25 protein-coding genes are annotated in these 25,049 nt (G+C 71.4%); 13 read left to right on the top strand and 12 right to left on the bottom strand.

Features of this window, described 5'->3' with window-relative positions; translation table 11 throughout:
- Positions 1–15: 15 nt before the first annotated feature.
- The gene (locus ACTWPV_RS00485) at positions 16–498 is read left to right on the top strand and encodes a GntR family transcriptional regulator (protein WP_443150153.1); all 483 of its coding nucleotides are present in this window, start codon (positions 16–18) and stop codon (positions 496–498) included.
- On the opposite strand, the gene ACTWPV_RS00480 is transcribed toward ACTWPV_RS00485, so the two are convergent.
- From ACTWPV_RS00480 to ACTWPV_RS00455, 6 genes are all read right to left on the bottom strand, one after another.
- On the bottom strand, positions 488–1,306 hold the full coding sequence (locus tag ACTWPV_RS00480) for a carbohydrate ABC transporter permease (protein WP_443150152.1): 819 nt from the start codon (positions 1,304–1,306) through the stop codon (positions 488–490). The genes ACTWPV_RS00485 and ACTWPV_RS00480 overlap by 11 nt on opposite strands.
- Positions 1,303–2,187, bottom strand: a complete 885-nt coding sequence (locus ACTWPV_RS00475) for a carbohydrate ABC transporter permease (RefSeq protein ID WP_443150151.1) — start codon at positions 2,185–2,187, stop codon at positions 1,303–1,305. Before ACTWPV_RS00475 ends, ACTWPV_RS00480 begins: the two co-directional genes overlap by 4 nt.
- The gene (locus ACTWPV_RS00470; RefSeq protein ID WP_443150150.1) at positions 2,187–3,446 is read right to left on the bottom strand and encodes an extracellular solute-binding protein; all 1,260 of its coding nucleotides are present in this window, start codon (positions 3,444–3,446) and stop codon (positions 2,187–2,189) included. The genes ACTWPV_RS00475 and ACTWPV_RS00470 overlap by 1 nt, the downstream gene beginning before the upstream one ends.
- 61 nt (positions 3,447–3,507) lie before the next feature.
- Positions 3,508–4,860, bottom strand: coding sequence for a cellulose binding domain-containing protein (locus ACTWPV_RS00465; protein WP_443150149.1), 1,353 nt, complete (start codon positions 4,858–4,860; stop codon positions 3,508–3,510).
- 129 nt (positions 4,861–4,989) lie between these two features.
- Positions 4,990–5,763 carry a sugar isomerase domain-containing protein gene (locus ACTWPV_RS00460; protein WP_443150148.1) on the bottom strand — a complete coding sequence of 258 codons (774 nt, stop codon included), beginning with the start codon at positions 5,761–5,763 and terminating at the stop codon, positions 4,990–4,992.
- Positions 5,760–6,659, bottom strand: a complete 900-nt coding sequence (locus ACTWPV_RS00455) for a MurR/RpiR family transcriptional regulator (protein WP_443150147.1) — start codon at positions 6,657–6,659, stop codon at positions 5,760–5,762. Before ACTWPV_RS00455 ends, ACTWPV_RS00460 begins: the two co-directional genes overlap by 4 nt.
- A gap of 60 nt (positions 6,660–6,719) precedes the next feature.
- Between ACTWPV_RS00455 and ACTWPV_RS00450 the strand changes: the two genes are divergently transcribed.
- Entirely contained in the window at positions 6,720–7,787 is a 1,068-nt protein-coding gene (locus ACTWPV_RS00450) for an N-acetylglucosamine kinase (protein ID WP_443150146.1), read from the top strand.
- A gap of 56 nt (positions 7,788–7,843) precedes the next feature.
- On the opposite strand, the gene ACTWPV_RS00445 is transcribed toward ACTWPV_RS00450, so the two are convergent.
- The 3 genes from ACTWPV_RS00445 to ACTWPV_RS00435 form a co-directional block, all read right to left on the bottom strand.
- Complete coding sequence (locus ACTWPV_RS00445; RefSeq protein ID WP_443150145.1) at positions 7,844–8,563, bottom strand: hypothetical protein; 720 nt, start codon at positions 8,561–8,563, stop codon at positions 7,844–7,846.
- Between the two features lie 228 nt (positions 8,564–8,791).
- Positions 8,792–9,190 (bottom strand): RNA polymerase sigma factor, encoded by a 399-nt coding sequence (locus ACTWPV_RS00440; protein WP_443150144.1) that lies wholly within the window; start codon positions 9,188–9,190, stop codon positions 8,792–8,794.
- Positions 9,191–9,241: 51 nt separating this feature from the next.
- The gene (locus ACTWPV_RS00435; protein ID WP_443150143.1) at positions 9,242–10,315 is read right to left on the bottom strand and encodes a thiolase C-terminal domain-containing protein; all 1,074 of its coding nucleotides are present in this window, start codon (positions 10,313–10,315) and stop codon (positions 9,242–9,244) included.
- 357 nt (positions 10,316–10,672) lie between these two features.
- Between ACTWPV_RS00435 and ACTWPV_RS00430 the strand changes: the two genes are divergently transcribed.
- Complete coding sequence (locus ACTWPV_RS00430) at positions 10,673–11,521, top strand: LysR family transcriptional regulator (RefSeq protein WP_443150142.1); 849 nt, start codon at positions 10,673–10,675, stop codon at positions 11,519–11,521.
- 15 nt (positions 11,522–11,536) lie between these two features.
- On the top strand, positions 11,537–12,157 hold the full coding sequence (locus tag ACTWPV_RS00425; RefSeq protein WP_347641477.1) for a MerR family transcriptional regulator: 621 nt from the start codon (positions 11,537–11,539) through the stop codon (positions 12,155–12,157).
- Here ACTWPV_RS00425 and ACTWPV_RS00420 read toward each other — a convergent pair.
- A complete protein-coding gene (locus ACTWPV_RS00420) occupies positions 12,121–13,062 on the bottom strand; it encodes a LysR family transcriptional regulator (RefSeq protein ID WP_443150141.1) in 942 nt (313 codons plus the stop codon). The two genes, ACTWPV_RS00425 and ACTWPV_RS00420, sit on opposite strands and share 37 nt — an antisense overlap.
- 111 nt (positions 13,063–13,173) lie before the next feature.
- Between ACTWPV_RS00420 and ACTWPV_RS00415 the strand changes: the two genes are divergently transcribed.
- Together ACTWPV_RS00415 and ACTWPV_RS00410 are read left to right on the top strand one after the other, a co-directional pair.
- Entirely contained in the window at positions 13,174–13,803 is a 630-nt protein-coding gene (locus ACTWPV_RS00415; protein ID WP_443150140.1) for a flavodoxin family protein, read from the top strand.
- 16 nt (positions 13,804–13,819) lie between these two features.
- Entirely contained in the window at positions 13,820–14,197 is a 378-nt protein-coding gene (locus ACTWPV_RS00410; protein WP_443150139.1) for an ectoine synthase, read from the top strand.
- A gap of 15 nt (positions 14,198–14,212) precedes the next feature.
- Here ACTWPV_RS00410 and ACTWPV_RS00405 read toward each other — a convergent pair whose 3' ends face one another.
- Together ACTWPV_RS00405 and ACTWPV_RS00400 are read right to left on the bottom strand one after the other, a co-directional pair.
- Entirely contained in the window at positions 14,213–15,112 is a 900-nt protein-coding gene (locus ACTWPV_RS00405; RefSeq protein ID WP_443150138.1) for a hypothetical protein, read from the bottom strand.
- 51 nt (positions 15,113–15,163) lie between these two features.
- Entirely contained in the window at positions 15,164–15,838 is a 675-nt protein-coding gene (locus ACTWPV_RS00400; protein ID WP_443150137.1) for a ThuA domain-containing protein, read from the bottom strand.
- 110 nt (positions 15,839–15,948) lie between these two features.
- Here ACTWPV_RS00400 and ACTWPV_RS00395 point away from each other — a divergent pair, with 110 nt between their 5' ends.
- The 7 genes from ACTWPV_RS00395 (at position 15,949) to ACTWPV_RS00365 (ending at position 25,010) form a co-directional block, all read left to right on the top strand.
- Positions 15,949–16,794, top strand: a complete 846-nt coding sequence (locus ACTWPV_RS00395; protein WP_443150136.1) for an RNA polymerase sigma-70 factor — start codon at positions 15,949–15,951, stop codon at positions 16,792–16,794.
- A 263-nt stretch (positions 16,795–17,057) separates the two neighbouring features.
- Complete coding sequence (locus tag ACTWPV_RS00390) at positions 17,058–17,819, top strand: SDR family NAD(P)-dependent oxidoreductase (RefSeq protein WP_347641470.1); 762 nt, start codon at positions 17,058–17,060, stop codon at positions 17,817–17,819.
- Between the two features lie 129 nt (positions 17,820–17,948).
- Entirely contained in the window at positions 17,949–19,598 is a 1,650-nt protein-coding gene (locus ACTWPV_RS00385; protein WP_443150135.1) for an FAD-dependent oxidoreductase, read from the top strand.
- On the top strand, positions 19,595–21,046 hold the full coding sequence (locus ACTWPV_RS00380; RefSeq protein WP_347641468.1) for an ATP-binding protein: 1,452 nt from the start codon (positions 19,595–19,597) through the stop codon (positions 21,044–21,046). Before ACTWPV_RS00385 ends, ACTWPV_RS00380 begins: the two co-directional genes overlap by 4 nt.
- A 108-nt stretch (positions 21,047–21,154) precedes the next feature.
- Positions 21,155–22,285 carry a M20 family metallopeptidase gene (locus ACTWPV_RS00375; protein WP_443150134.1) on the top strand — a complete coding sequence of 377 codons (1,131 nt, stop codon included), beginning with the start codon at positions 21,155–21,157 and terminating at the stop codon, positions 22,283–22,285.
- A 170-nt stretch (positions 22,286–22,455) separates the two neighbouring features.
- Positions 22,456–23,520, top strand: a complete 1,065-nt coding sequence (locus ACTWPV_RS00370) for an LLM class flavin-dependent oxidoreductase (protein ID WP_443150133.1) — start codon at positions 22,456–22,458, stop codon at positions 23,518–23,520.
- Positions 23,517–25,010 carry an AMP-binding protein gene (locus ACTWPV_RS00365; RefSeq protein WP_443150132.1) on the top strand — a complete coding sequence of 498 codons (1,494 nt, stop codon included), beginning with the start codon at positions 23,517–23,519 and terminating at the stop codon, positions 25,008–25,010. The genes ACTWPV_RS00370 and ACTWPV_RS00365 overlap by 4 nt, the downstream gene beginning before the upstream one ends.
- Positions 25,011–25,049 lie beyond the last annotated feature (39 nt).

Here is a 25,049-nt window from a genome sequence, read left to right as displayed (position 1 = left end):
GTCTAGAATATGGGCATGCTCGACCGCGACGGCCCAGTCCCGCTGTACGTTCAGGTCGCCGACGTGATTCACCGGCGGATCGACAGCGGGCAGCTGCGGACCGGCGAACCCGTGCCGAGCGAGGCGGCCCTGGAGGCGGAGTTCGACATCGCCCGCAGCACCGCGCGCAACGTGGCCCGGGAGCTTCGCCGGCGGCGGCTCGTCCATACCGTCCGGGGCGAGGGCACCTTCGTCGGGCCTGCCGGCGTGCCTCGTGCGAAGCCGACGAGGGCCAAGTATGCGATCATCGCCGATGACCTGGCTGCCCGCATCAGACGCGGCGAACTCCGCCCCAACAGGGCGATCCCCAGCGAGCAGGTGCTGATGCGTCAGTACGGCGTCGCCAAGGTCACGGCGCGGCTGGCCGTCTCACGGCTGCGGGAGCAGCGGTGGGTCGTCACGGTGCCGCACCGGGGAACCTGCGTGTGCGATCCGGCGCGATGGCCCGTCAACCCTTGACCGCGCCCGCCGTCATCCCGGTGCCGACGCGGCGCTGCAGGAAGAGGAAGAGCAGCAGCGCGGGCAGCGCGAACAGGCTGGCGGCGGCCATGGTGGCGCCCCAGTCGGTGCCGAACACGTCGCGGAACGACGAGAGCCACACCGGCAGCGTGCGTTTGTCCTGGTCCTTGATGATCAGCACGTTCACGAACGCGAACTCGTTCCAGGCCGTGATGAACCCGAACAGCGAGGTCGCCATCAGCCCCGGCGCCAGCAGCGGGAAGACCACCCGCCGGAAGGCCACCAGCCGGCCGCAGCCGTCCACCTGCGCGGCCTCCTCCAGCTCCGGCGGGATGGCGGCGAGAAACCCGCGCAGCGTCACGATCGTGAACGGCAGCGTGATCATGAAGTAGACGCCGGTCAGCATGGCCAGCGAGTCGAGCAGGTCGGTGTCCCTGGCGATGATGAAGACCGGCACCAGCAGCGCCTCCCACGGCGCCATCTGCGCCGCGAACACCGCCACCACGAACGCGCCCCGCCCCCGCCAGCGCATCCTCGTCATCGCGAACGCCGCCAGCAGCGCCACCACCAGCGCGATCAGCACCGCCGCGACCGTCACCAGCAGGCTGTTGCGCCAGTAGGTCCAGAACCCCGGCGCGCTGACGGCGGTGACGAAGTGGTCGAGCGTCGGATCGGCGGGCCAGAACGTCGGCGTGGCCGCCTGGATGTCCCGCGTCGGCTTGAACGCGGTCAGGAACATCCAGTAGACGGGGAAGACCGTCGTCACGAGCACGGCGACCGCCGTCGTGTTGAGCGCGAGCCGTTTCACGGGCGGACCATCCTTCGCAGGTTGCTGACCAGGGCGACGGCGAGGATCACGACCGTGAGCATGGCGACCGCGGAACCCAGGTCGTAGCGGTGCAGCACGCGGGCGACCTTGAACGCGTAGACCGGCAGGGTGGTGGTGGCGTCGTCGGGGCCGCCCTGGCTGAGCACCCAGATCTGCGGGAAACACTTGGCCACCCAGATCACCTCGAGCGAGGTGATCAGCACGAACAGCTGCCTGAGCATCGGCACGGTGATCTTCCAGAACACCTGCCGGCCGTTGCCGCCGTCGATCCGCGCCGACTCGTACAGCTCGGCGGGGATCGTGGTGAGACCCGCGTACAGGGTGAGCGCGGCGAACGGGACCGACTGCCACACGACCAGGAGCACGAGCACGGCGAACGTGGCCGTGCCGTCGGCGAACCAGGTGTAGCCCTGGAAGGAGTCGAGGCCGAGGGTGACCAGCAGCCAGTTGACCACGCCCAGCTCCGACTGGAACAACCACTGGAAGATCGTGGTCGCCGCGATGATCGGGGTGGCCCAGGCCAGGGCGAGGGCGCTCATCAGGGCCAGGCGCAGGCCGCGGCGCAGGCGTACGAGCATGAGGGCGACGCCGGTGGACAGGACCACGATGAGCACCACGTTGATCGCGGTCCACACGACCGTGCGCCACACGACCTGCCAGAACTCCTCGCCGCCCAGCAGTTCGGCGTAGTTCTCCAGGCCGGCGAGGGTGGCGCCGCCCCTGATCAGCTCGCCCATGCGGAAGTGCTGGAACGAGATCACCGCCGCCTTGAGCATGGGATAGAGCAGGAGGAAGGCCCCGCCTGCCACCGTGGGGGCGATGAGCAGGAAGGGCCAGAACGAGCGGTGTCCAGCCCGCATCAGGATCCGCTGTTCAGCGTCGTGGTGATCGACTCGGAGACCTTCTTCGCCTCCGCCGCCGGGTCGGCGCCGGTGAGCACGGCGGTCATGTACTGCTTGATCACCGAGGTGGCCTCGACCGCGGCCCAGTTGGGGGTGTTCGGGGTGGCCCGCCCGTTGGCCGCGCCGACCGCCATCGCGGCGGTGCCCTCGTCGCCCGACAGCACACCGGCCAGCGAGGTGCGGTTGGGGACGAAGCTCATCGTCGTGGCCAGCTCTTTCTGGAACTTCTCCCCGGCCAGGGCCTTGACCAGCTCGTACGCCTCGTCCAGGTGTTGCGAGGCCACCGGGATGATCAGGTCGGAGCCGCCCGTGAAGACCGTGCCGGGTTTGTCGGCGGTCTTGCCCGGGATGGGGAAGAAGCCCATCTTGTCCTTCAGCGTGTCGTCCACCTCCAGCACGCGGGCGGCGACGCCGGGGACGGCGATGATCTGCGCGGCCTTGCCCTGCGCGAACACCTCGTGCTGCGGCGGGTTGGCCTCGTCGGCGTCCTTGGGTCCCTTGCCGAGGGCCTGGAGCCGCTGGTAGAAGTCCATGCCGGCCCGGGCCTGCGGGGTGTCGAGGGCGCCCTTCCACCGGCCGCCCTCCTGGACGGCCAGGTCGCCGCCCTCGTCCCAGATGAATCCGGCAAGCGCGTACCAGGTCTGGCCGGTCAGATAGATGCCCTGGTGGCCGCCTTTATTAAGCTTTGTCGTGATATCCAGCCACTCGTCGCGGGTTTTCGGGGGCTCCTTGATGCCGGCCTCGGCGAACAGGTCCTTGTTGTAGACGACCACGCGGTTGGCGGCGTACCAGGGGATCCCGTACTGCTTGCCGTCGATGTTGCCCGGCTGGGCCAGCCCCGGCAGCCAGTCCTCGCCCTTGAGGTCGGCGATCTTCGCGGTGAGGTCCGTGACGCCGCCGCTGGCCGAGTACTGAGCGACCTGGGTGTTGCCCACCTCGATCACGTCGGGCGCGTCGGTGCTGGCCAGGGCCGCGGTGACGCGCTCGCCGATGCCGTCCCAGGCCTGGATCTGGATGTCGAGGTCGACACCCTTGTGCGCGGCCTCGTGCTCGGTCTCGAACTTCTTCAACAGCTCCTGCGTGACGCTGCCGTCCATGATCCAGACGGTCAGCTTGGCGGGGGCGCCGCTCGCCGCCGCCCCGGTCTCCGGCTCCGCGCCGGTGCCGCACGCGCCGAGCGCGAGCACGGCCGCCAGGGCAAGGATGCGGTACTTCATAGTGATCCTTCTGATGCTGGGGGGGTGGGCCCGCGCCCGCCCGGGCGGGCGCGGGGCACGATCACACGTTGGGGACGGTGTCCTTGAACGCGGTGCCGGACGAGCGCAGCGAGCCGACCCGGCTCTGCACCTCGGCGGGCGAGAGAACCTCGTTCTTGCTGTGGAAGACGTAGTCGACCTGCTGACGGTACGTACGCGTGCCCGTCTCTCCCTGGAGGTCGATGAACCACTGGTTGAACATGATCCACATCGGGGTCTCGGGGTAGTAGATGTCACCGTGGTCGGCGAAGAGGCGGCCGTCCACGTAATACTTCATCCGGCCGCCGGAGACCTGGATGACGAGGTCGTGCCAGCCGGCGAAGCTCGCGCGCTCCTCCGTGTGGGTGTTCACCGCCTGCCACGGCTCGCCCTGGTAGGTCTCCCAGCTCGTGGCGTAGAGGATGTGGGCCGGCTCGCCCCAGCCGCCGTTCGGCAGGTACTCGAAGTCGAGCTCGCCGTAGTCGGGGTCGAGGTTGAAGCGCAGCGGGGTGATGGTGAAGAACGTCTGCACCACGTGCTCGCCGTCGGGGCCGCTGGTCGGCGCGTCGCTGAAGCGCACGCGGGCGGCGTACGTGCCCTCGTGGAACTTGCGGTTGGTGGTGGACAGCTCGGTCTGCACGGTGCCCGAGGGGGTGCCGTTCGTCGAGGAGTCGAGCGTCAGCAGGCCGCCGGGGAACGAGATCGCGCCGGGCGACCAGGTGGCGCCGGGCACGCCGGGGCCACCCGAGCTGGAGCGGACCGTCCAGCCGCGCTGGGCCAGCCGCGGGTCGTTCGAGCCCGTGTAGGTGAAGTCGTCGAACAGCTCGCCGCCCGGCCCGGGCGGCACGGTGGGCGTGACGGTGGGGTCGGGGTCGCTGCCGTTGGGCTTCCCCCAGGAAAGCGTGCCGTTGACGTAGACGGTGACCTTGTCCCAGTTCGAGTAGGCGGTCTGGGGGCCGTAGGAGTAGTCGTCGCTCTGCGTGAACGTCTGCCAGTCGGAGCGGTAGAAGCGCAGCTGCATGTCGCCGGTGGTCCGGCCTGGAGCCAGGCTGCCCGAGGTGAAGCCCACTTCCAGGTACTGGTCGCCGCCCGCCTGGCGGACGAACTGGCCGGTCACCGTCGAACATCCCACGACCGCCCACGAGCAGGCGAAGCGGTAGGTCTCGCCGCCGGTGAGGTAGTAGCGGATCTTGACCTGGTTGAGCGGGATGGTGGTGGTGCCGTCGTTGAAGAGCTGGAGCCAGGGCTCGGCCTGGGCCGTGGTGGCGCCGGGTGCGCTGGTCCGGTATTGGAGGCGGACGGCCTGGTCGGCGTTGGCGGGCGCGACCAGGGAGACGGCGACGAGGAGAGCGGGGATGGCTAAGGAGAGCAGGACTTTACCGAAATTTCGGGACATGAGTGGGGTTCTCCTTGAGTGGGCGGTCCCCCGACTGTCGTGCGGTACCGAAGATCAGCGGTGCTGCGGCGCGGTCAGGCGCCGGTACGAGGGCGGCGCCGGTCGGGCGCCGCCGTGGGTGCGGCCGGGTCAGGCGGTACGGCGGATGCGGCCCGCGTACAGCGCCTCCAGGCGGAGGTTGTGCGCGTCGCCCTCCGGGACGTTGGCCGAGAGGTAGACCGGTGGCACTTCACCGGCATCGAGCAGGTTGCTGACGGTCTGGGCCACGACGAGCTGGGCCAGCAGGGCCGAGGTGATGGTGGAGACCCCTCCGATGGACGCGGGCGCTGTGGAGCCTCCGCCGGGCAGGGGCAGGACGGCGTCGCCGTAGGGGGCGTGGTTGTCGAGGACGACGTCGGCCAGGTCGGCTAGCCGGCGGCCCGAGGGATGGCGGGACACGACGGCTTCGCTGTGGGCGCGCGAGGTGATCGCGATCAGGTCGTGACCGCGCTCCTTGACGAGCGTGGCCAGTTCGACGACCACGCCGTTGACGCCCGAGTTGGAGATGATGACGAACAGGTCGTGCTCCTGGACGGGTGCCAGGTCGAGGATCGTGTGGGCGATGGCGGGGTCGCGTTCGAGGTCGTAGCGGTCGAGCTCGGATCTGGGCGCGTCGCCGTACAGGACGATGTCGCGCAGGGCGAGCCGGTTGGTGGGCACGAGGCCGCCCGCGCGGCCGGCGATCTCCATGGCGACCGCCTCCGAGTGGCCCGACCCGAACGCCTGGATGACGCCGCCCGCGGTCAGCGCCCTGGTGAAGAGGCCGGCCGCCCGCGAGATCTCCGGATCCTTCGGGATCACCTGGACGAGGTGCGCGATGTGCTCGGCGAAAGCCTGCGGGACGACTCGCTGATTGACCGTCATATGTCCCCTTCTGGTGAGCCTGGCCCTGTCAGGCCCTGTTCTGGTAGCCGGTGTCCGGCCACGGCCCGTACGGTGACGTCGAACGCCTGCTTCGTCCGGTCGTACGTGCGCTGGGCGACCGACACGTACACGACATCAAGGACGAGCAGCTGCGAGTGGATCGCGGCGAAACCCTCGGACCTGTAGCTCGTCGCGCGGCTCGCCGTCGTCAGCACCAGCTCGGCCACCTCGGCCAGCGGCGACCTCGGCTGCGAGGTGACGGCCACGGTGATCGCGCCATGGCTGCCCGCCTCCGCGAGCACCTCGATGACCTCGCGCGTCCGGCCGCTGTGGGAGATGCCGATCGCCACGTCGCCCTGGCCGAGCAGCGCCGCGTCGGTCAGCGCGGTGTGGGCGTCGGACCTGCTCCAGGTCGGCACCCGCATGCGCTGCAACCGGTATTCCATCTCGCTGGCGACGGCCGCGCTGCTCGACACCCCGAACAACAGCACCCGCCCGGCCCTGGCCACGGCCTGCGCGACCTTCTCCACCACGGCCAGGTCGAGCTGGTCGCCGGTCTCCTGGATCAGGCGGATGTCGTTGCCCGACACGACGCTCAGCACCCGATCGAGGCTGTCGTCGGGCAGGATCTCGCGGCCGATGTCGGTCTGCCACGTCTGCTGCGCCACCCGGCCGGTCTCGGTGGCCACGGCCACCCGCAGCTCGGCGTAGCCGGAGAAGCCGAGGGCGCGGCAGAATCGGGTGATCGTGGCCGTGGACGTGGCGCTCCGCTCGGCCAGGTCGACGATGGTCAGCCGGGCCGCCTCCGCCGGAGCGGCGAGAATCGCATCGGCGACCTTGCGCAGCGCCTCGGGCATGTCGTGCTGCTCGGCCCTGATGCGGCTCAGTAGTTCCACGCGGTGATAATTATGCTCATCGTCTGGTGCCGTCAAGGCGTTTCGGCAATAATTTTTGACATGCACCTGGTTCTGGGCGTCGACGCCGGCGGCACCTCGTCGCGGGCCACGCTGTTCACGCTGGACGGCACGCTGGTGCGGCGGGGGCAGGCGGGCGGCGCCAATCCGGGGGCGCTCGGCATGGACACCGCCGCCGCCAACCTGACCGCCGCCGTGCGCGCAACCCTGGCGGACCCCGGACCGGCCCACCGCCCGGGCCCGCTCACGGGCGCGGGCACGGGCGCGGGCACGGTCGTGGGCGTGGTCGTGGGCACGGTCGTGGGCGTGGTCGTGGGCGTGGTCGTGGGCTTGGCCGGCAACCCCGCGCTGTGCGCGACGCTGACCGAGCGCGTCCTCGGCGCCCTTCTGCCCGGGGCGGACTTCACCGGCGACCGGGGCGTACCCGGAGCCACGCCGGTACGCGTGACGGGAGACATCGTGACCGCCTTCGCCGCCGGCACCCCCTCACCGTCGGGCACCGTGCTCATCTCCGGCACGGGGGCGATCGCGGCCAGGATCACCGACCACGCCCCCGCCGGCACCGCCGACGGGTACGGCTGGCTGCTCGGGGACGAGGGCTCGGCCTTCTGGATCGGCCTCGCCGCCGCCCGCGCCACCATCCGCGCCCTCACCATCTCACGCCCCTCGCCCACGAGGGGTCGGGCCGGGCCGGGGTCGCTGGCGGACCTGGTTCTGGGGCGGCTGCTGCCCGGCGGCCCAGGTGGCGATCCGGGGGCGCGGCTGGCGGCGGCGGTCCATGCTCGGCCGCCCCTCGCGCTGGCCGAGTTGGCGCCGCTGGTGAGCGAGGCGGCCATGGGCGGTGATCCGGTGGCGGTGTCCATCGTGGCCGAGGCCGCGTCCAGGCTGGCGAGCACCGCCTCCGGGGTGCACGAACCCGGTCTGCCCCTCGTGCTGGCCGGTGGCGTGCTCACGGCGGAAGGCCCCGTACGCGACGCCGTACGAGGCCTTCTGGAGGGTGCGGTCACGGCGGGAGATCCGGCGGGGGCGGCGGCCTGGCTGGCCGCGCGGCCCCTGCTGGGACCGCGGGAGGCCGAGGCGCGCCATTCCCGTTTCACGCGTCCCGCTTAGGCGCGCCCTGTTTCACGACCCGGTCAGGCGCCGCGGCGCCCGGCTCGCGGGTCGGGTCAGGCGGGCTCGGCGGGGTTGCGAGGCAGGCGTTCCCAGGTGACGAGCAGGCGCAGCACGCCGGCCCGCTCCGACTCCGCCTTCCAGACGATCCAGCCGTCGCCGACCTCGGCCTGCCGGCTTTCGGGGTCGATCCGGTAACCGACGTTGCCGGGGCCAGGGGTGATGACCTGGAAAACCGTCTTCAGGCCGCGGTCGCGGGCTTCGGCGCGCACCTCCCCGACGGTCTTCTCCGCGGGGTCGTAGCCTTCGAGCATCTCGCCCGCGGCCGTCGCCGGTCCCCAGTTCTGGTACTTCTCCCCCGGCTGCGCCGGCCGGCCGAGCTTGACGACGGCGTCACCAGTGAAGTCGCTCCCCACGGTGACGGTCATCGAGCAGCCGTCCCGGCCGAGCGTGCAGCCCGCGGGCGCGCTGCCTGAACCGATGGGGAACCGGTCGGGGTGGCCGACGGCGGGGCTGCCGTCGCTGCGCACGCCGGTGACCTTGCCCACCTGGGACGGCGACGAGGGCACGAGCTGCAGCCGCACGTTCAGGCCCACCGCCGCGAACCCCTTGGTGTACTCGGCGTACTCGGCGAGCGGGTCCTTGATGGTGGCGACGTACTGCTCGCCGCGCAGCTCGATGTCGATGGCGGAGCTGGCGTAGGAGGTGGCGGGACCGTGCTCGCCGAGGACGGCCGGGCCGATCACGGCGGCGGCGGCGAGGCCCGCGACGGCCACGGCGCCCGCGGCCAGGCGGCGGGTACGGGTTCGGAACAGGCCCCTGGTGGCGTGAGCGTCCGCCGCGTCGCTCGCGACGGTGGCGAGAGCTTCGCCGGTGATCGAGGCGAGGAGCGCCCGCGCCCCCGCGCCGGATGCCTGTCCTGCGAGGTCCTCGTCGCTGACCCTGGCGAGCTGCTGCAGATCTTCATCGAGGTTTCCTTTCGCTGAAGTCCGTACGGGCGGAAGTCACAACGACTCCATGACGACGCCGCCCACGGAGACGCCGGCACCTGCCAGCGCCTTGGACAGGCGCTTGCGCGCCCGGTAGAGCCGGATGCGCGCGGCGTTGCGCGAGCAGCCGAATACCTTGGCGATCTCCCCGTGGTCCAGGCCCTCCCATGCGACGAGCGAGATCAGCTCGCGGTCGTCGTCGGGCAGTTCGCGCAAGGCCCGCGCGATCGTGCCGAGCTCGACGCCGCTCTCGGGCGAGTGGCCGTAGAGGTCGGCGATCTCGGTGTCGAGCTCCGCGTTCCTGTGCCGGTGCCTGGCCTGGCCGCGGCGGTGGTTGGCCGCACGTTCCTGGCCACTCCGTACAGCCAGAGCGAGGCCTGCCCGCCGGGCGGCAGGGCGTCGATCCGGCGCCATGCGATGGCGAAGGTCTCGGCGACCACGTCCGCCGCGATTTCAGCTGATTTTTCACCTCACGAGCAGCGCGGCGCTCCCGTAGCTCCCGCCGAACCCCGTCACGAGCGCCACGGATCGCCCGGCCCGCAATTCCCTGACGGCCTGGGCGGCGTTGTTCAGCCCGTGCACGTATCCCTCGGAGAGCAGGCCGCCGTGCGGGTTGACCCAGGCGTGCCGCCGCTCCATCAGGTACGTCCCGAGTTCCTCGCGCGCCGCGAAGCCGAAGTCCTCCAGCTGCCTGGGCACGAGCCACGAATAGGCGTCGTACAGCAGCGCCACGTCCACGTCCGCGGGCCGCATCCCGGAGGCGTCCCACACCATCGGGGCCACGTACGCGGAGAAGATCGTGCCGGCGTCGGGCGCGCGGTCCATCGACGAGCAGCCCGGCCCTCCCCCTCGCACCGCGGCGTGCACGCGCGGCCCGTCGAGCACGGCGCTGACCAGCAGCGCGCACGCCCCGTCGGTCTCCTGGCAGCAGTCGACCGTGCGCAGCGGGGTGCAGACGTACGGTCTGGCCAGGTAGGCGTCGAGGGTGAGCGGGTCGCGGCGCAGGGCGCGGGGGTTGGCCGCGGCGTTCTGCCTGGACTGGGCGACGACGGCGTGCAGGTGCTCGGCGGCGAGGCCGGTGTCGTGCAGGTAGCGGGTGGCGGCCATGGCGAACAGCGGGATCGGGCCCGCCAGGCCGTACGTGGAGATGCCAGTGGAGATGCCGGTGGGGGCGGTGTTCATGCGCGTGCCGGAACGCCCGTTGAGCGCCCGGTAGATCAGGATGTTGCGGGCGAGGCGGGCCTGGATCAGCATCGCAGCGTCACCCAGGATGGACGCCGCCTGCGTGCCCCCGCCGACGATGTCGTTGTGCCATCCGAGCCGCTCGATCCCGAGCGCCCTGGCCACCCGCACGGCCGGCGCTGAGTCGTTCATGTGGTAGCTGAGCACCGCGTCGACCTCGCGCGGCGCGATCCCCGCGTCCGCGCAGGCCGCCCGGCACGCCTCGGCCGCGAGCTCCTCCTCGGTGCGCCCGGACTCCCTGGTCAGGGCCGTCATGCCGATCCCGGCCACGGCCGCCCGCCCCGCGAACGGCTGCATGTTCCCTCCTCCGGCGTCTCCGGTAGGGGCCGCCATCCGCTCCGGCGAGGCCGGCGGAGCCATGCCGTCAGCGCCTCGCCGATCACGCTAACCGGCCGCACCCGCTGAGACAAGCGCTTGCTCAACAGGCCGCATCCCGGGTTTACGGACACCCGTAACGACCGGCTCCCTCGTCCGAAGCCCGTGCCCCCGGACCGGTACGAACCCCGGGATCAGCCGCCTGAGCAGCGGATCACCGCGCATCACCGGAAGATCGGCGGCGGCGGATAACTGTGTATCTTCACGGAAGCTATCGCCGCTTGTAATACCGAGGTTCGATCAACCGATAGCCCATCATCATCACGCCCGAGGTGAGCGATGGATCTACGCTACGTCCGCTACGCACTGGCGATCGCGCGCGCGGGCTCCCTGCGCCGGGCCGCCACCGCACTGCACATCTCCCAGCCCACACTGTCCGAGCAGCTCAGGGCGCTGGAGAAGGAGATCGGCGTCGAGCTGTTCAGCCGCTCGCCGAGCGGGGTGCGGCTCACCGAGGCGGGCGAGGCGTTCCTGGCCCAGGCCACCGTCGCGGTCGACGCCTTCGAGCGGGCCGTGACCGCCGCGAGGAGCGAGGGCCACGTCGCGCGCCTGGGCGTGGCCGACGGGCTGACCGACGTGGTGGCCCGCCTGCTGTCCCAGCTGCAGAACGGCAACCTGCGCGTCGCCCCCATGGGGACGGCCGAGCAGATCGTCTCCATCGCCGACGGCGCGCTGCAGGCGGGGCTCGGCTACGCGCCCGGCTCCATGCCGAGAGGCGTGGCCCGGATGCTCGTCCACCGTTTCCCGGTGCGCGCGCTGCTGCCGCGCGCCCATCCCCTGGCCGCCGCCGGGGCGCTGTCGCTGGCGGACCTGGCGTCGGAGCCCCTGCTCATGCCGGAGTCCGACGCGGTGGCGGGCGCCCGCCGTTTCCTCGAAGGGTTCGTACGCCACCGCCTGCACCCCCGCCTCGGCCCGTCGGCGGCCACGCACGACCTGGTCATCGACATGGTGGAGTCGGGCGCGGGCTACGCCCTCTGCGTCCACGAAGGCACGAAAATCCCTGACGCGCTGGCATTCATCCCTATCAAGGAGGACGTCCCACCCCTGGAAGTCGTCTTCCTCTGGAACCGGCAGGCCGACGTGCAGGAGCTGGTCAGCGCGGCCCGCCATCTGGCCCGATCTGGATAGCGGTATTATCTACCGATGCGCATCTCCGAACTGAGCGCCAGTTCCGGCGTGGCCATCCCCACGATCAAGTACTACCTGCGTGAGGGCATGCTCCACCAGGGCCTGCAGACAGCCGCGACGCGGGCCGAATATGACGAGTCGCACCTGCGCCGGCTCCGCCTGATCCGCGCCCTGCTCGACGTGGGCAGGCTCTCCGTGTCCTCCATCAAGAAGGTCGTCGCCGCCGTCGACGACGCGTCGCTGCCCTTTCACGAGATGCTGGGCACCGCCCACTACGCCCTGAGCCCCGGCGCCCAGCCGGAGCCCGGGGAGGACTGGCAGCAGGCCCGCGACGAGGTCGACCACCTCGTCGAGGAGCTCGGCTGGGACGTCACGTCCCACGCCCCCGCCCGCGACGAGCTGGCCCAGACCCTGGTCAGGATGCGCCAGCTCGGCGTGGCCGTGGACCTGGCGCCCTACGTCGAGGCCGCCAGGAAGCTCGTGTCGGAGGTGGAGATGGACAAGATCCCGTTCGACGGCCCGCGCGACGCCGCCGTGGAGGCCCTGGTGCTCGGCACGGTCCTCTACGGCCGGGCGTTCGACGCCCTGCGCAGGATGGCTCAGGAGTCGGAGTCGGCCGCCCGCCTCGGCTCGTAGCCCCGCGCCGGCGACGCGACGGCCTTGAGCGCCGCGAGATACGCGGCGATCGCCGGCCGGGCCTCCGCCCCCCGCCGGACCGCCGCGTAGATGTGCCGCCGGATGTCGTGCCCGGTCGGGGCCACGGTGACGACCCCCGCAGGGATGGGCAGCCGTGCGGCGCGGGGGATGAAGGCGACGCCCATCCCCGCTTCGACCAGGGCCAGGATCGCCGTCCAGTCGCCGGCACGATGCCGCACCTCGGGACGGAAGCCGGCGGAGGCGCAGGCGAGGTGCAGCAGGCGGTCGCAGGCGTCGCCTTCGAGGGTGCTGACCCACTCCTCACCTTGGAGCAGCGACAGGGCGACGGCCGGCGCGCGCGCCGACGGGTGCGCGACCGGCAGAGCGAGGTCGAAGTCGTCGGTGCCCAGCTCCACCCTGGTGTATCTCGCGTCGTCGCCGGAGGGCGCCCCCTCGGCCTCCACCGCGACGACCACGTCGAGATCTCCGCCGGCGAGCTGGTCGAGGCAGCCGGGCACCGCGACCTCGCGGATGTCGACCCGCAGCCGGGGACGGCTGTGGCGGATCACGAGCGCCGCCGGAATGAGCAGGGACGAGATCGTCGAGGGGAAGGAGCCCACCGTGATCCGCCCCAGCTCGCCGTCCACGGTGGACTGGATCTCTCCCATCGCCCGCTCGAGAAGCGCGAGCATGGCATAGGCGTGGTCGACGAGCACGCGGCCGGCGTCGGTGAGGCGCAGCTTGCGGCCGTCGGCCTCGGCGAGCGGCACCCCCGCCTCGCGGGTCAGCGTCGCCAGTTGTTGCGAGGCGGCCGACGGAGAGATGTGCAGCGTGGCGGCCGCGGCCTGGAGCGTGCCCTGCTCGTGCAGGGCCACGAGCACCTTCAGGCGAGCCGGATCAACCATGCACATCAACTTACCATTACCGGCCGTAATCATTTGATTGTCTTCACGGTTCGCGGACGGCACGATGGGATCCGGGCACAGACACCGAGAAGAGGAAGAGGTGCACAGCTCATGAAGGCCCTCGCCCTGAGCGCGAGCCCCCGCAAGGACGGCAACTCCCGCCTGCTGGCGGAGACCGTTCTCGAGGGTGCGGCGAGCCGCGGGCACGAGGTCGAGCTCGCCGACCTGACCGACGCGGTCGCGGCGCCGCTGCGCGACTGCCGCACGTGCCGGCAGGCTGACGGAGCATGCTCGATCGGGGACGGCTACGAAACGCTGCTGCGGCGGCAGGTCCTTCCTGCCGACGCGCTCATCCTCGCCACCCCGCTCTACTGGTACGGCGTCGCGGGACAGCTGAAGATCTTCATCGATCGCCTCTTCTGCTACATCAAGGCCGGCTACCCCGACAGCGCTGAAGTCACGCGGCGCCTGGTCGGCAAGCGGATGGCCGTCGTGGTGAGCTCCGAGGAGACCTACCCGGGCTCGATGGTCGGCGTCACCGCGCAGATGCAGGAGCTCGCCCGCTATCTCCACCACGACCTGGTCGGCGTCGTGCGCGGCGTCGCCAACTCGCGCGGGGAGGTGGCGCGCGACCCTGCCGATCCGCTGGCCCAGGCGTACGGTCTCGGGACGCGCCTGTTCGAAGGACACGTGAGCGACCACCGCATCGACACCGTGCGCAACGGTGTGGTGTGGCCCTGACCGCACGGGAGTCACGATGCTCATCCGGACGCTCGACGACGTGCTGGGATCCGCGCGGGACGTCGACTGGACCAACGGCACGAGCCGCCGCCTCCTCGTCGCGGCCGACGGACGCGGCTACACGCTCACCGACACCCGCGTGCGTCCGGGCACGACCACCCTCCTCCGCTACGACCGGCATCTCGAAGCCTGCTACTGCGTCGAGGGCGAGGGCCGGGTCGAGACGGCCGGCGGGCTGTTCACCATCGCCCCGGGCACGCTCTACGCACCGGACCCGGGCGAGGAACACCGCCTGACCTCGGCCGGCGGGATGCGGCTCATCTGCGTGTTCACCCCTCCGCTCGAGGGGGACGAGAACCACGATCTCGCGCCGGGACGCCCCTCCGGATTCTGACGAACCCCATGCTGGCTAGACCATGCCGTTGGCCCGCAGTGTGCGCACGGCGCCGACCGTGACGTCCCCGCGCCAGTCGAGCGCCCCGGCGGGCGAGATGCGGGCGAAGTCGACGACCCACCCGCCGTCGTCCTGCTGCTCCCCCGCCAGCCGCACGAGATCGGCGGCGATCACCTCGGGCTCGAACAGGCCGCGGGCCGGCCTCCCTGGGAGGGGCGCGAAGTCGAGCGGCCGCAGCGCCTCGTCCTCGGTGCCGCCCTCGACCGGCACCCGCCCGTCCGCGGGGATGTGGCCGCCCAGCCGCTTGAGCAGCCCGGCCGCCTCCGGCCGGCTGTCGTGGACGGCGTCGAGGAAGTGCACGGAGAACAGCAGCACGTACGCGTGCGGCATGCCCTCCAGCCGCTGGATCGCGTCGAGGCAGTAGCGGGTGGCCCGCTCCAGCCACGGATGCGCGGCGACGGCCGGGTCGTACGCGGCGACCTGGTGAGCCGCGGCCGCGGTCACGGAGGTGATCTGCAGGGACGAGACGGCCGGGTCGCCGCTCAGCCACCAGGGCGCGCTGGCCTCGGAGACCGTGAGCGGCAACGAGAACGGCAGCCCGCCGTCGGGCAGCGTCACCGAGTCCAGCCAGTCGCACAACGCCGCGGCGTGCGGCGAGGTGCGGGGCGTGACGTGCGGGGCGACGTCCCCGAACACCGCGAAGGCGTGCAGCGCCGCTCCCGGCTGGCTCTCGGGGGTGCGCAGGTCGGGCTCCAGGCCCCAGCCGTAGCCGCCGTCGGGATTGCGGTAGGCGTCGAGGGCGGCCAGCACGGAGGCGGCGTCGCCCTCGCCCGTCAGCAGGTCGTAGCGGCGGCGGTCAAGGACACGCGCGTGCCCGGCCAGGAAGCCGGGGATCGCGGAGAGATTCACGTTCATACCGTCATCGTGCCCGGATCGCCGCCCCTGGTCTTGTAGCTTCCGGACATGTCACTCGCGGATCGTGACGGGCCGTTTGAGCAGCCACAACGCCGCCCGCTGGAGCAGCGTGCGGTGGATCTCGTTGTCGTAGGACCTGGTGTCGTGACCCAGCGCGTCGTAGAGCACCCGGCCACGCCGGACCGGCCGCGCCCAGACGAGCGGCTGGCCGTTCGACGAGGCCAGCGGCCTGACGTCGGGTAGCACGTCGAGGTCGCTGTAGACCTCGTCGACCACGTCGAAGTCGCGCAGGCCCTCGACCACGGGATGCCCGCCGTGCACCCGCACCCCCGTCCACCCCAGCGGCGGATGGTGGGACTTGGGCCAGCTCCAGCAGCCGCCCAGGACCCGCGGCCAGCCCTGCCAGTCGTCGAAGCAGATCGACGCGGTGTGCATGCACAGCAGCCCGCCGCCCCGGTCGAGGTGGTCGAGCAGGGTGGTGCGGGCCTCGGCCGGTAACGAGAAGGCCCGGGCGGCCCGCTGGTCGGCGAAACGGTCGTGACCCATCTGCCAGCGCAGCGCGTTGACGGTGATGAGCTGGACCTCCGACGGCTCGCTCAGCGCTCCCGCGATGTCCTCGGTGATCTCCGACTCGACCCCGACCTCGGAGAGCACTCCGGCGAGTGCCTCCGACGTGGCGGCGAAGTCGTGGAACAGGCCCCCTGAGAGGATCAGATTTCTCGCCACCCGTCCAGCCCATCATGCTTGCCGCGGCATTACCACCCGTGAACCGTCACGTCCCCGCACCGGCCACCCCCGGCGCACCTCCCGCCGGGGTGACGGGGCATGATGCCAGCGTGGACTTCGAGGAGCACCGGCCCATGCTGCTCGGGCTGGCCTACCGCCTGCTCGGCAGCATGTGGGACGCCGAGGACGTCGTGCAGGAGGCGTGGCTGCGCTGGCAGGGCACCGACCACGACGCGATCAGGGAGCCGCGGGCGTTCCTGGTGACCGTGGTCTCGCGGCTGGCCCTCGACCAGCTCCGCTCCGCGCGGGTCAAGCGCGAGGCCTACACCGGGCCGTGGCTGCCCGAGCCGGTGCTGACGTCGGAGGCCGGCCCGCTGGACACCGCCGAGCTGCGCGACACCGTCTCTTTCGCCACCCTGCACATGATGGAGCGGCTCTCGCCGCCGGAGCGGGCGGTGTTCGTGTTGCGGGAGGCGTTCGAGCTGCCGTACGCCGAGATCGCCGAGATCGCCGAATCCTCCGTGGCCAACGCCAGGCAGCTGCACCACCGGGCGTCCACGCGGCTCGCCGAAGGGCGTGACAGGTTCCAGCCGTCGACGGCGGACCACACCGAGTTGCTGGTGAAGTTCATGGAGGCGGCGAAGGGCGGCGACATGGACGCGCTCACCGAGCTGTTGCACGAGGACGTGGTCTCGTGGAACGACGGCGGCGGCAAGGTCAAGGCGGCGCTGCGGCCGGTCGCCGGCCGGCGCAAGGTGCTGGCCTTCCTGTCCGCGCTGGTGCACCGCTACGCGTTCACGGACGTGCGGCTGCTGGACGTCAACGGCAGCCCGGCGTTCTGGACGCGCTCAGACGAAGGCGACCAGATCGTGCTGGTGAACGTCCACGACGGCCGCATCACGGACATCTACGCCATCCTCAACCCGGACAAGCTTGTACGCGTGCACAAGATGTGACGCCCGGCCTTGCCGGTCCGGGCGCTCCCACGACCTATAGTCACGCCTGTGACTCCTCCGCTTCCTGAAGGGAGCGGCTTCTCGCCCCGCTTGCGCCGGAGACGACGGCCAAGCCCTGACCGATGCCCGAAAGCGCAAGCTCGATCCTATCCGGAGGTGGCGACAATGTCCGAGGATCTGCCACTGCACGCTCAAGCCCTGGCGGCCCTCCCGCTCCCGATTCCCCGATCGCCCGAAGGCGACGGTCCCCTTAGGAGGCTCTGATGGATCTCGGCATCTCGGGCAAGGTCGCCCTCGTCACCGGAGGCAGCGCGGGCATCGGGCTCGCCGCGGCCAAGAGCCTCGCGCGCGAGGGCTGCGACGTCTGCGTCAGCGCCCGCAGCCCGGAACGGCTCGCGGACGCGGTGGTGGAGCTGCAGGAATACGGCAAGGTCGTGCACGCCGTGCTGGCCGACGTGGAGGACCCGGCGACCGCCAGGCGGGTGGTCGAGGAGACCCGCGACGTGCTCGGCCCGATCGACATCCTCGTGGCCAACGCGGGCGGCCCGCCAGCCGGCCGGTTCGACGAGGTGGGGCTGGAGGAGTGGGACGTCGCGATCCAGCGCAACCTGCTCGGCACCGTACGCCTGATCCACGCCGTCCTGCCGGAGATGCGCGCTCGCGGCTGGGGCCGGATCGTCACGGTCACCAGCAGGTCGGCCCGGGAGGCGATCGACGGCCTGGCGCTGTCCAACGCCACCCGCTCGGCCGTGGCCGGCGTGGTGCGCACGCTCGCCCGCGAGGTCGGCCGTGACGGCGTGCTGGTCAACAACGTGATGCCGGGCCCGATCGAGACCGAGCGGCTGCGGGAGCTGGCGGGCGGCGAGGAGGCGCTGCGGCAGCGGGGCGAGTCCGTGCCCGTCGGCCGCATCGGGCGCGCCGAGGAGGTCGGCGACGTGGTGGCGTTCCTGGCCGGCGAGCGGGCGTCGTTCGTGAACGGGGTCTCGCTGCTGGTCGACGGCGGGGAGAGCCACGTCATCGCCTGACTGCCGTGGCTGTGGAAGGCCTGCTCGAAGGCCTTACGCGGACCTGGTGGAGCGGGTACTCAGGCAGCGCTCAGCACATGACATCCTTCCCTTAAGGGACGGAGTGCGATAAGGCAGGGGCGTAACGGCATGGAGAAGCCGGTCATCGTGACGGTGGACGACGACCCGGGCGTCTCGCGGGCAGTCGCCCGTGACCTGAGACGCCGCTATGGCCAGGACTACCGGGTCGTCCGCGCGGAAGCGGCCAGGGACGGCATCGAGGCGGTCAGGGAGATGCGGCTGCGCGGCGTCGAGGTGGCGGCCATCCTGGCCGACTACCGCATGCCGCAGATGAACGGCGTGCAGTTCCTCGAGGCCGCGATGGACCTGTACCCGTACGCGCGCCGGGTGTTGCTGACGGCCTACGCCGACACCGACGCCGCGATCCAGGCGATCAACGTGGTCGACCTCGACCACTACCTGCTCAAGCCGTGGGATCCGCCGGAGGAGAAGTTCTACCCGGTGATCGACGGGCAGCTCGACGCCTGGCTGCGCACCGACAGGATCGAGCGGTCGGAGCTGCGCGTGGTGGGCGACCGGTGGTCCGCGCCGTCCTACAAGGTGCGCGACTTCCTGGCCCGCAACCACGTGCCGTACCAGTGGATGCTGGCCGAGGACCCGGAGGGCGCGCAGTTGGTGAGCGCGGCCGGCGAGGGCTGCCACCTGCCGCTGGTGGTGACCGCCGACGGCACCACGCTGGAGTCGCCCGACCAGTCCGAGCTGGCCACGGCGGTGGGGCTGTCCACCACTCCGGCCACCGACTTCTACGACCTGATCGTGGTGGGCGGCGGGCCGGCCGGGCTCGGCGCGGCCGTCTACGGCGCGTCGGAGGGGCTCAACACGGTGATGGTCGAGGCGTACTCGTCGGGCGGCCAGGCCGGCCAGAGCTCCCGCATCGAGAACTACCTGGGGTTCCCCGACGGCGTCTCCGGCCAGCAGCTGGCCGACCGGGCGCGCAGGCAGGCGCTCAAGTTCGGGGCGGAGCTGCTGACCGCGCGGAAGGTGACCATGCTGGAGCCGCGCGGGCAGGCGCGGGTGATCGGGTTCAGGGACGGCGGGGAGATCGCGGCCCACGCGGTGATCCTGGCGACCGGCGTCACCTACCGCCGGCTGGAGGCGCCGGGACTCGACGAGTTCGTGAGCCGGGGCGTGTTCTACGGCGCGGCCCTGACCGAGGCCCCGTCGTGCAAGGACACCGAGGTCTACATCGTGGGCGCGGCCAACTCGGCCGGGCAGGCGGCCGTCTACCTGTCGGGATTCGCGAGCAAGGTCCACTTGTTGGTGAGGAGTGATGGTTTGGAGAAGTCCATGTCTCACTACCTCATCGAGCAGATCGCCGCGCTGCCCAACGTCGAGGTGCACCTCCAGACGGAGGTCGTCGGCGGCGGCGGCAGCGACCACCTGGAGCGGCTGAGGTTGTCGTCCAAGGGCGAGGAGCGCGACGTCGACGCCCAGTGGTTGTTCGTGTTCATCGGCGCCGAGCCGTACACGTCCTGGCTCGGGGAGACGATCGAGCGGGACGCGCGGGGATTCGTGCTGACCGGGCCCGACCTGGTGCAGGGGGGACGGCGGCCGCGCAACTGGCCGCTGCGGCGCGAGCCGTACTACCTGGAGACGAACGTGCCAGGGGTGCTGGCCGCGGGCGACGTACGCGCCGAGTCGATCAAGAGAGTGGCCTCCGCCGTCGGGGAGGGCGCGATGGCCGTCGCGCTCGTGCACCGCTACCTGGAGAAGCAATGAGCCGGCAGACGAGCATCGACATCGACGAGATGCGCAAACTCTTCCTGTTCGAGCGGCTGACCGACGAGCAGCTCACCAAGCTCGCCGGCAGCGGCGCGGTACAGACGTACGCGCAGGACGAGGACATCGTGCGGCAGGGCGAGCCGGCGGAGTGCTTCGCGGTGCTGATCGAGGGCGAGGTGCAGATGATCAGCGAGACGGTCAGCGCCGGCACCGTCGCCATGCCCCGCACCTCGCAGCCCGGCGTCTACGGCGGCGCCACCTCGGCCTACCTCGGCGAGCGGGCGCCGCAGACCTACCAGCACACGCTGCGGGCCACGGCCCCGTCGCGGATCTTCATGCTGCCGGCCAAGAAGTTCGCCTACATCGTGGCCGAGTGGTTCCCCATGGCGATGCACCTGCTCGACGGCCTGCTGTCGGGCGGCAGGATGCAGCGGGAGATCATCGACCGGCGGCAGCGGCTCACCGCGCTCGGCACGATCACGGCCGGGCTCACCCATGAGCTGAACAACCCGGCCGCGGCCGCCGTACGCGCGGTCAGCGAGCTGCGCACGCTGCTGCGGACCTCGCGGTTGCAGCTCGCCCAGCTCGCCCAGGACGGCATCGCGCCCGACAAGCTCCGCACGCTGGTCGAGGTCCAGGAGCACTGCACCGAAGCCCTGGGCAGGCAGCAGCGCTCGCCGATGGAGATCTCCGACGCCGAGGACGCGCTCGGCGAGGAGCTGGACGAGGCGGGCGTCGAGGACGCGTGGGACCTGGCGCCGGCGCTGGTCAACGCCGGGTTCTCCGGCGACGACCTGAGGAAGATCCGCGGCAAGGTGGGCGAGGAGCACACCCCGGCCGCGCTGCGCTGGCTGGCCGACGCGATCGAGATCTCGCAGATGCTGAGCGAGGTGACCGAGGCGACCGAGCGCATCACCTCGCTGATCCGCTCGGCCAAGCAGTACTCCCAGATGGACCGGGCCCCGTTCCAGATGGTCGACGTGCACGACCTGCTCGACAGCACGGTCGCGATCTTCCGCGGCAAGATCGCGCCGGGCGTCACGGTGGTCACCGACTACGACCGCACGCTGCCGCTGATCCCCTGCTACGCGGGCGAGCTCAACCAGGTGTGGACCAACCTGATGCACAACGCGCTCGACGCCATGGGCGAGTCGGGCACGCTGACCATCCGCACCGCGCACGACGAGGACGAGGCGATCGTCGAGATCGGCGACACCGGTCCGGGCGTTCCCGAGGCGATCAGGGACCGCATCTTCGAGCCGTTCTTCACCACGAAGACCGTGGGCGAGGGCACCGGGCTGGGTCTCGACATCTCCTACCGGATCGTGGCCGGGCGGCACGGCGGGGAGATCAAGGTGCGCTCGAAGCCGGGTGACACCTGGTTCGAGGTACGGCTGCCGTTGCGCGAGCCCGCGGCGGTCCCCGAGCCATCCGCAAACGCCTGAGGATGCGGCGCACGCGGTAAATCACCGGCAATGTCGACTTGTCATGATGAGTCGTGACCCCGTGTAATGGTTGACCGTAATGCGGCAGCCCTCGGAAGGACCTTTGTTTTGATCATCGACTGGACCCGGCAGGCCCTCCCGGCCATGCTCGACGACCTGAAGGCCGTGGTCGAGCTGGAGACCCACAGCTACGACAAGGCCATGCTGGTCAAGGGTCTGCGCGAGATCAGGGCCAGAGCCGTCGGGCGGCTCGGGACGCCCGACGACGAGATCCTGCACGAGGGCGGGCAGCACGGCGACATCCTGGAGCTCACCTACCAGGGCACCGCCCCGGGCACGGTGCTCATGCTCTGCCACTACGACACCGTCTGGCCGACGGGGACGCTGCGGTCGTGGCCTTTCGCGGTGGTGGACGACAAGGCCACGGGGCCCGGCGTGTTCGACATGAAGACGGGGCTCGTGCAGTCGATCTGGACGCTGCGCGGCCTGCGGGAGCTGGGCCTGCCGCACCCGAGCGTGCGCTACCTGTTCAACGGGGACGAGGAGATCGGCAGCCCGGCCTCGCGCGAGCACATCGAGGCGGCCGGCATCGACGCGCTGGCCACGCTGGTCTTCGAGGCGTCCATGGACGGCGCGCTCAAGACCGCGCGCAAGGGCGTGGGGCTGTTCAACGTGAGCGCCGCCGGGGTCGAGGCGCACGCGGGGCTCGACCCGTACGCGGGGGCGAGCGCGATCCACGCGCTGGCCGAGGTCGTCACCACGCTGGCCGCGGCGGGTTCGCCCGAGCGCGGCACCACCGTCAACGTCGGCCTGATCGGCGGCGGCACCGGCCGCAACGTCGCGGCGGGGCGGGCGACCTGCGGCGTGGACGTACGCGTGAGCGATCCCGCGGAGATGGACCGGATCGACGAGGTGTTCCTCCGGCTGAGGGCATCGGATCCGAGGGTGTCGATCTCGTCGACCGGCGAGTGGAACCGGCCGCCCATGACGCCCAACCCGGCCTCCCAGCAGCTGTTCAAGGAGGCGCGGGAGGTGGCGGCCGGCTTCGGATGGCTGCTGGACGAGGCGGCGGTCGGCGGCGCCAGCGACGGCAACTTCGTCTCGGCGCTCGGGCGCCCGGTGCTGGACGGCATGGGGGCGATCGGCGACGGGGCGCACGCGCGGCACGAGCACGTGCTGGTGGAGCACATCCCCGACCGGACGGCGCTGGCGATCGGCCTGGTCAGCGCCCTGGCGTGACCGTGCTGAAAACGTTGTCACGGGCGCGCCGGGCGCTGTCCGCGTCCGGCCCGCCGTGAGGAGACCCGGCGCCCGCTGACGGGAGCCCAAGGGGCCCGGCCTGGACTGGGGCGGGCTCTCGCGTATACGCTCCCAAGCGAGCGCTTGGTTTATCGCTGAGGGGCCGCCGCATGAAGTTCTCGACCTTCCACCTCTTCCACCGCTTCGACGGCCAGAGCTTCAAGGACGTCTACGACTACCACCTGGAGCTCATCGAGCTGGCCGAGGAGCTGGGGTTCGACGGGGTGCGACTGGCCGAGCACCACTTCCGCGACTACGGCGTCGTCCCGAACCTGTTCGCCATGCTCGCCCACGCCGCCGCCCGCACCACCCGCCTCAGGCTGGGCACCGGCGTCGTGGTGCTGCCCCTGCACGACCCGATCCACGTGGCCGAGGAGGCCGCGCAGGTGGACGTGCTCTCCGGAGGACGGCTGGACCTGGGCATCGGGCGCGGATACCAGAGCGCCGAGTTCGAAGGGTTCGGGATCGACCTGGCCGAGGCCCGCGACCGCTTCAACGAGGCGCTCGAGGTGATCGTCGGCCTCTGGACGCGGGAGGCGTACCGGCACGAGGGGAAGTTCTACCGGACCGGCGCCGAGGTCTCGCTCGTGCCCAGGCCGCTGCAGACGCCCCACCCGCCGCTGCACGTCGCGGCCGTCTCCCCTGAGACCGTCACCATGTACGCAGAGCGCGGGCTGCCCATCCTGGCCGACCCCGCGGCGACGTTCCGCAAGGTCTGCGCGGCGGCAGGCACCTGGCGGGAGACGGCCGCGCGGGCCGGCCACCCGGACGGGGCCGAGCTGGTGGTGGCGCGCAGCGTGTACGTCGCCCCGACCCTGGAACAGGCCCGCGCGGACCAGGAGCGCTTCGAGGCGTCGTTCGACCGGTCGCGCATCTTCAACGAGCGCAGCGCCCCCGTCGACCCGAGGACCGGCCGCGCCGCGCAGGGCTTCGAGTACTACCAGGACCGCTACCTCAAGGGCGGCTCCGTGTCGGCCGGCTTCCGGTGGGAGCAGCTGGAGGTCATCGGGGATCCGGCACGGGTGATCGAGCAGATCGCGCTGCTCGGGGACGCCGGCTTCACGAACCTGCTGTGCGACTTCGGCAGCACCCGGCCGATGCCGCTGGAGGAGATGAAGCGGGTCATGCGCTTCTTCGCCGCCGAAGTGATGCCCGCCTTCCGGAGGTCCTCGTGATCCACAGCCTGTCCCTGTCGGACGTCCTCGCCGACCACGCCCGCAGCCGCCCGGGGATCACCGCGGTGGTGGACGGCGCGACGCGGCTGACGTACCCGGAGCTCGACGCCCGCGTGACCCGCCTGGCCGGCGCCCTGGCCGGGCTGGGGGTGGGCGACGGCGACCGGGTGCTCTGGGTGGGCCGCAACTCCTGCGCGGTGCTGGAGCTGCTGCTGGCCTGCTCGCGCCTGGGCGCGGTGTGCTGCCCCGCCAACTGGCGGCAGTCGGAGGACGAGCTGCGGTTCGTCCTGGCCGACCTGACCCCGTCGGTCGTCGTCTGGGAGCCGTCGGACACGACGGCCGCGCTGCGCGGCTCAGGCCCGGGGACGTGGGTGCGGGCGGGCGACGAGTACGAGCGGCTGATCGCGGACGCCGGCCCCCGGGAGTTCCCCCAGGTGGCCGACACCGAGCCGGTGCTGGCCCTCTACACCGCCGCGTTCGGCGGCCGGCCGTGCGCCGCCCTGCTCGGCAGCGCCGCGCTCGTCGCCCACGCGACCTCGCTGCTCGTCGTCCGGCAGATGGAGCCGGGCTTCACCTTCCTCAGCAGCGGCCCGCTCTACCACGTGGGCACGATGATGTTCTGCCTGGCGACGTTCCAGATCGGCGGCACGAACGTCTTCACCCCCGCGTTCGACGCCGAGGAGGTGTGCCGGCTGGTCGACGCCGAGCGGGTGACGCAGGCGTTCCTGTTCGGGCCGATGATCGACGCCGTCACGAAAGCGAACGCGGACGGCGCGTACGACCTGTCGTCCCTGCGCTTCGTCGCCCACTCGGCCGAGTGGGACGACATGATCACCGTGGACGGCTCGCCCTGGTGCCGGTCGAAGATGGGCGGGTACGGGCAGACGGAGGTGGGCGGGATGCTCACGTTCCTGGGGCTGGCCGAGGGCGGCGCGGGGTTCGCGGGGCGGCCGAACCCGCTGGTCCAGGTACGGTTGCTGGCGCCGGACGGGGTCGAGGTGCCGGTGGGCGAGGTGGGGGAGATCTGCGCGCGGGGCAAGACCCTCTTTTCCGGATATTTCGCCCGTCCCGACTTAAATGCAGTTAAGTCGGCGTACGGCTGGCACCACACCGGCGACCTGGGCCGCCGCGAACTCGACGGCACCATCACCTTCATCGGGCCCAAGCTGCGCATGATCAAGTCAGGGGCCGAGAACGTCTACCCCGCCGAGGTGGAACGGGCGCTCGCGGCACATCCAGCGGTGGCCGGCGCCGCCGTCATCGGGGTGCCCGACCCCGTCTGGCACCAGGCGGTCAAGGCCGTCGTCGCGCTCCACCCCGGCGGGACGGCGACGGCCGCGGAGCTGATCGAGCACGTCAAGGCGTCGCTGGCGTCGTACAAGAAGCCGCGGGAGGTCGTCTTCGTGGACGAGATCCCGACGCGCGGCCCCGGCCCCGACTACGACGCCCTGGACGCCGCGCACGGCGGCGGAGGCTACCCGGGCGACTGATCATGTAAGTGCACTAGCAATTGATAGTCTACTCTCATA

Origin of the sequence: Nonomuraea sp. KM88 (genome assembly GCF_052245635.1) — a bacterium.
Taxonomy (GTDB): domain Bacteria; phylum Actinomycetota; class Actinomycetes; order Streptosporangiales; family Streptosporangiaceae; genus Nonomuraea.
This window is presented reverse-complemented; position numbering and strand designations above follow the sequence as displayed.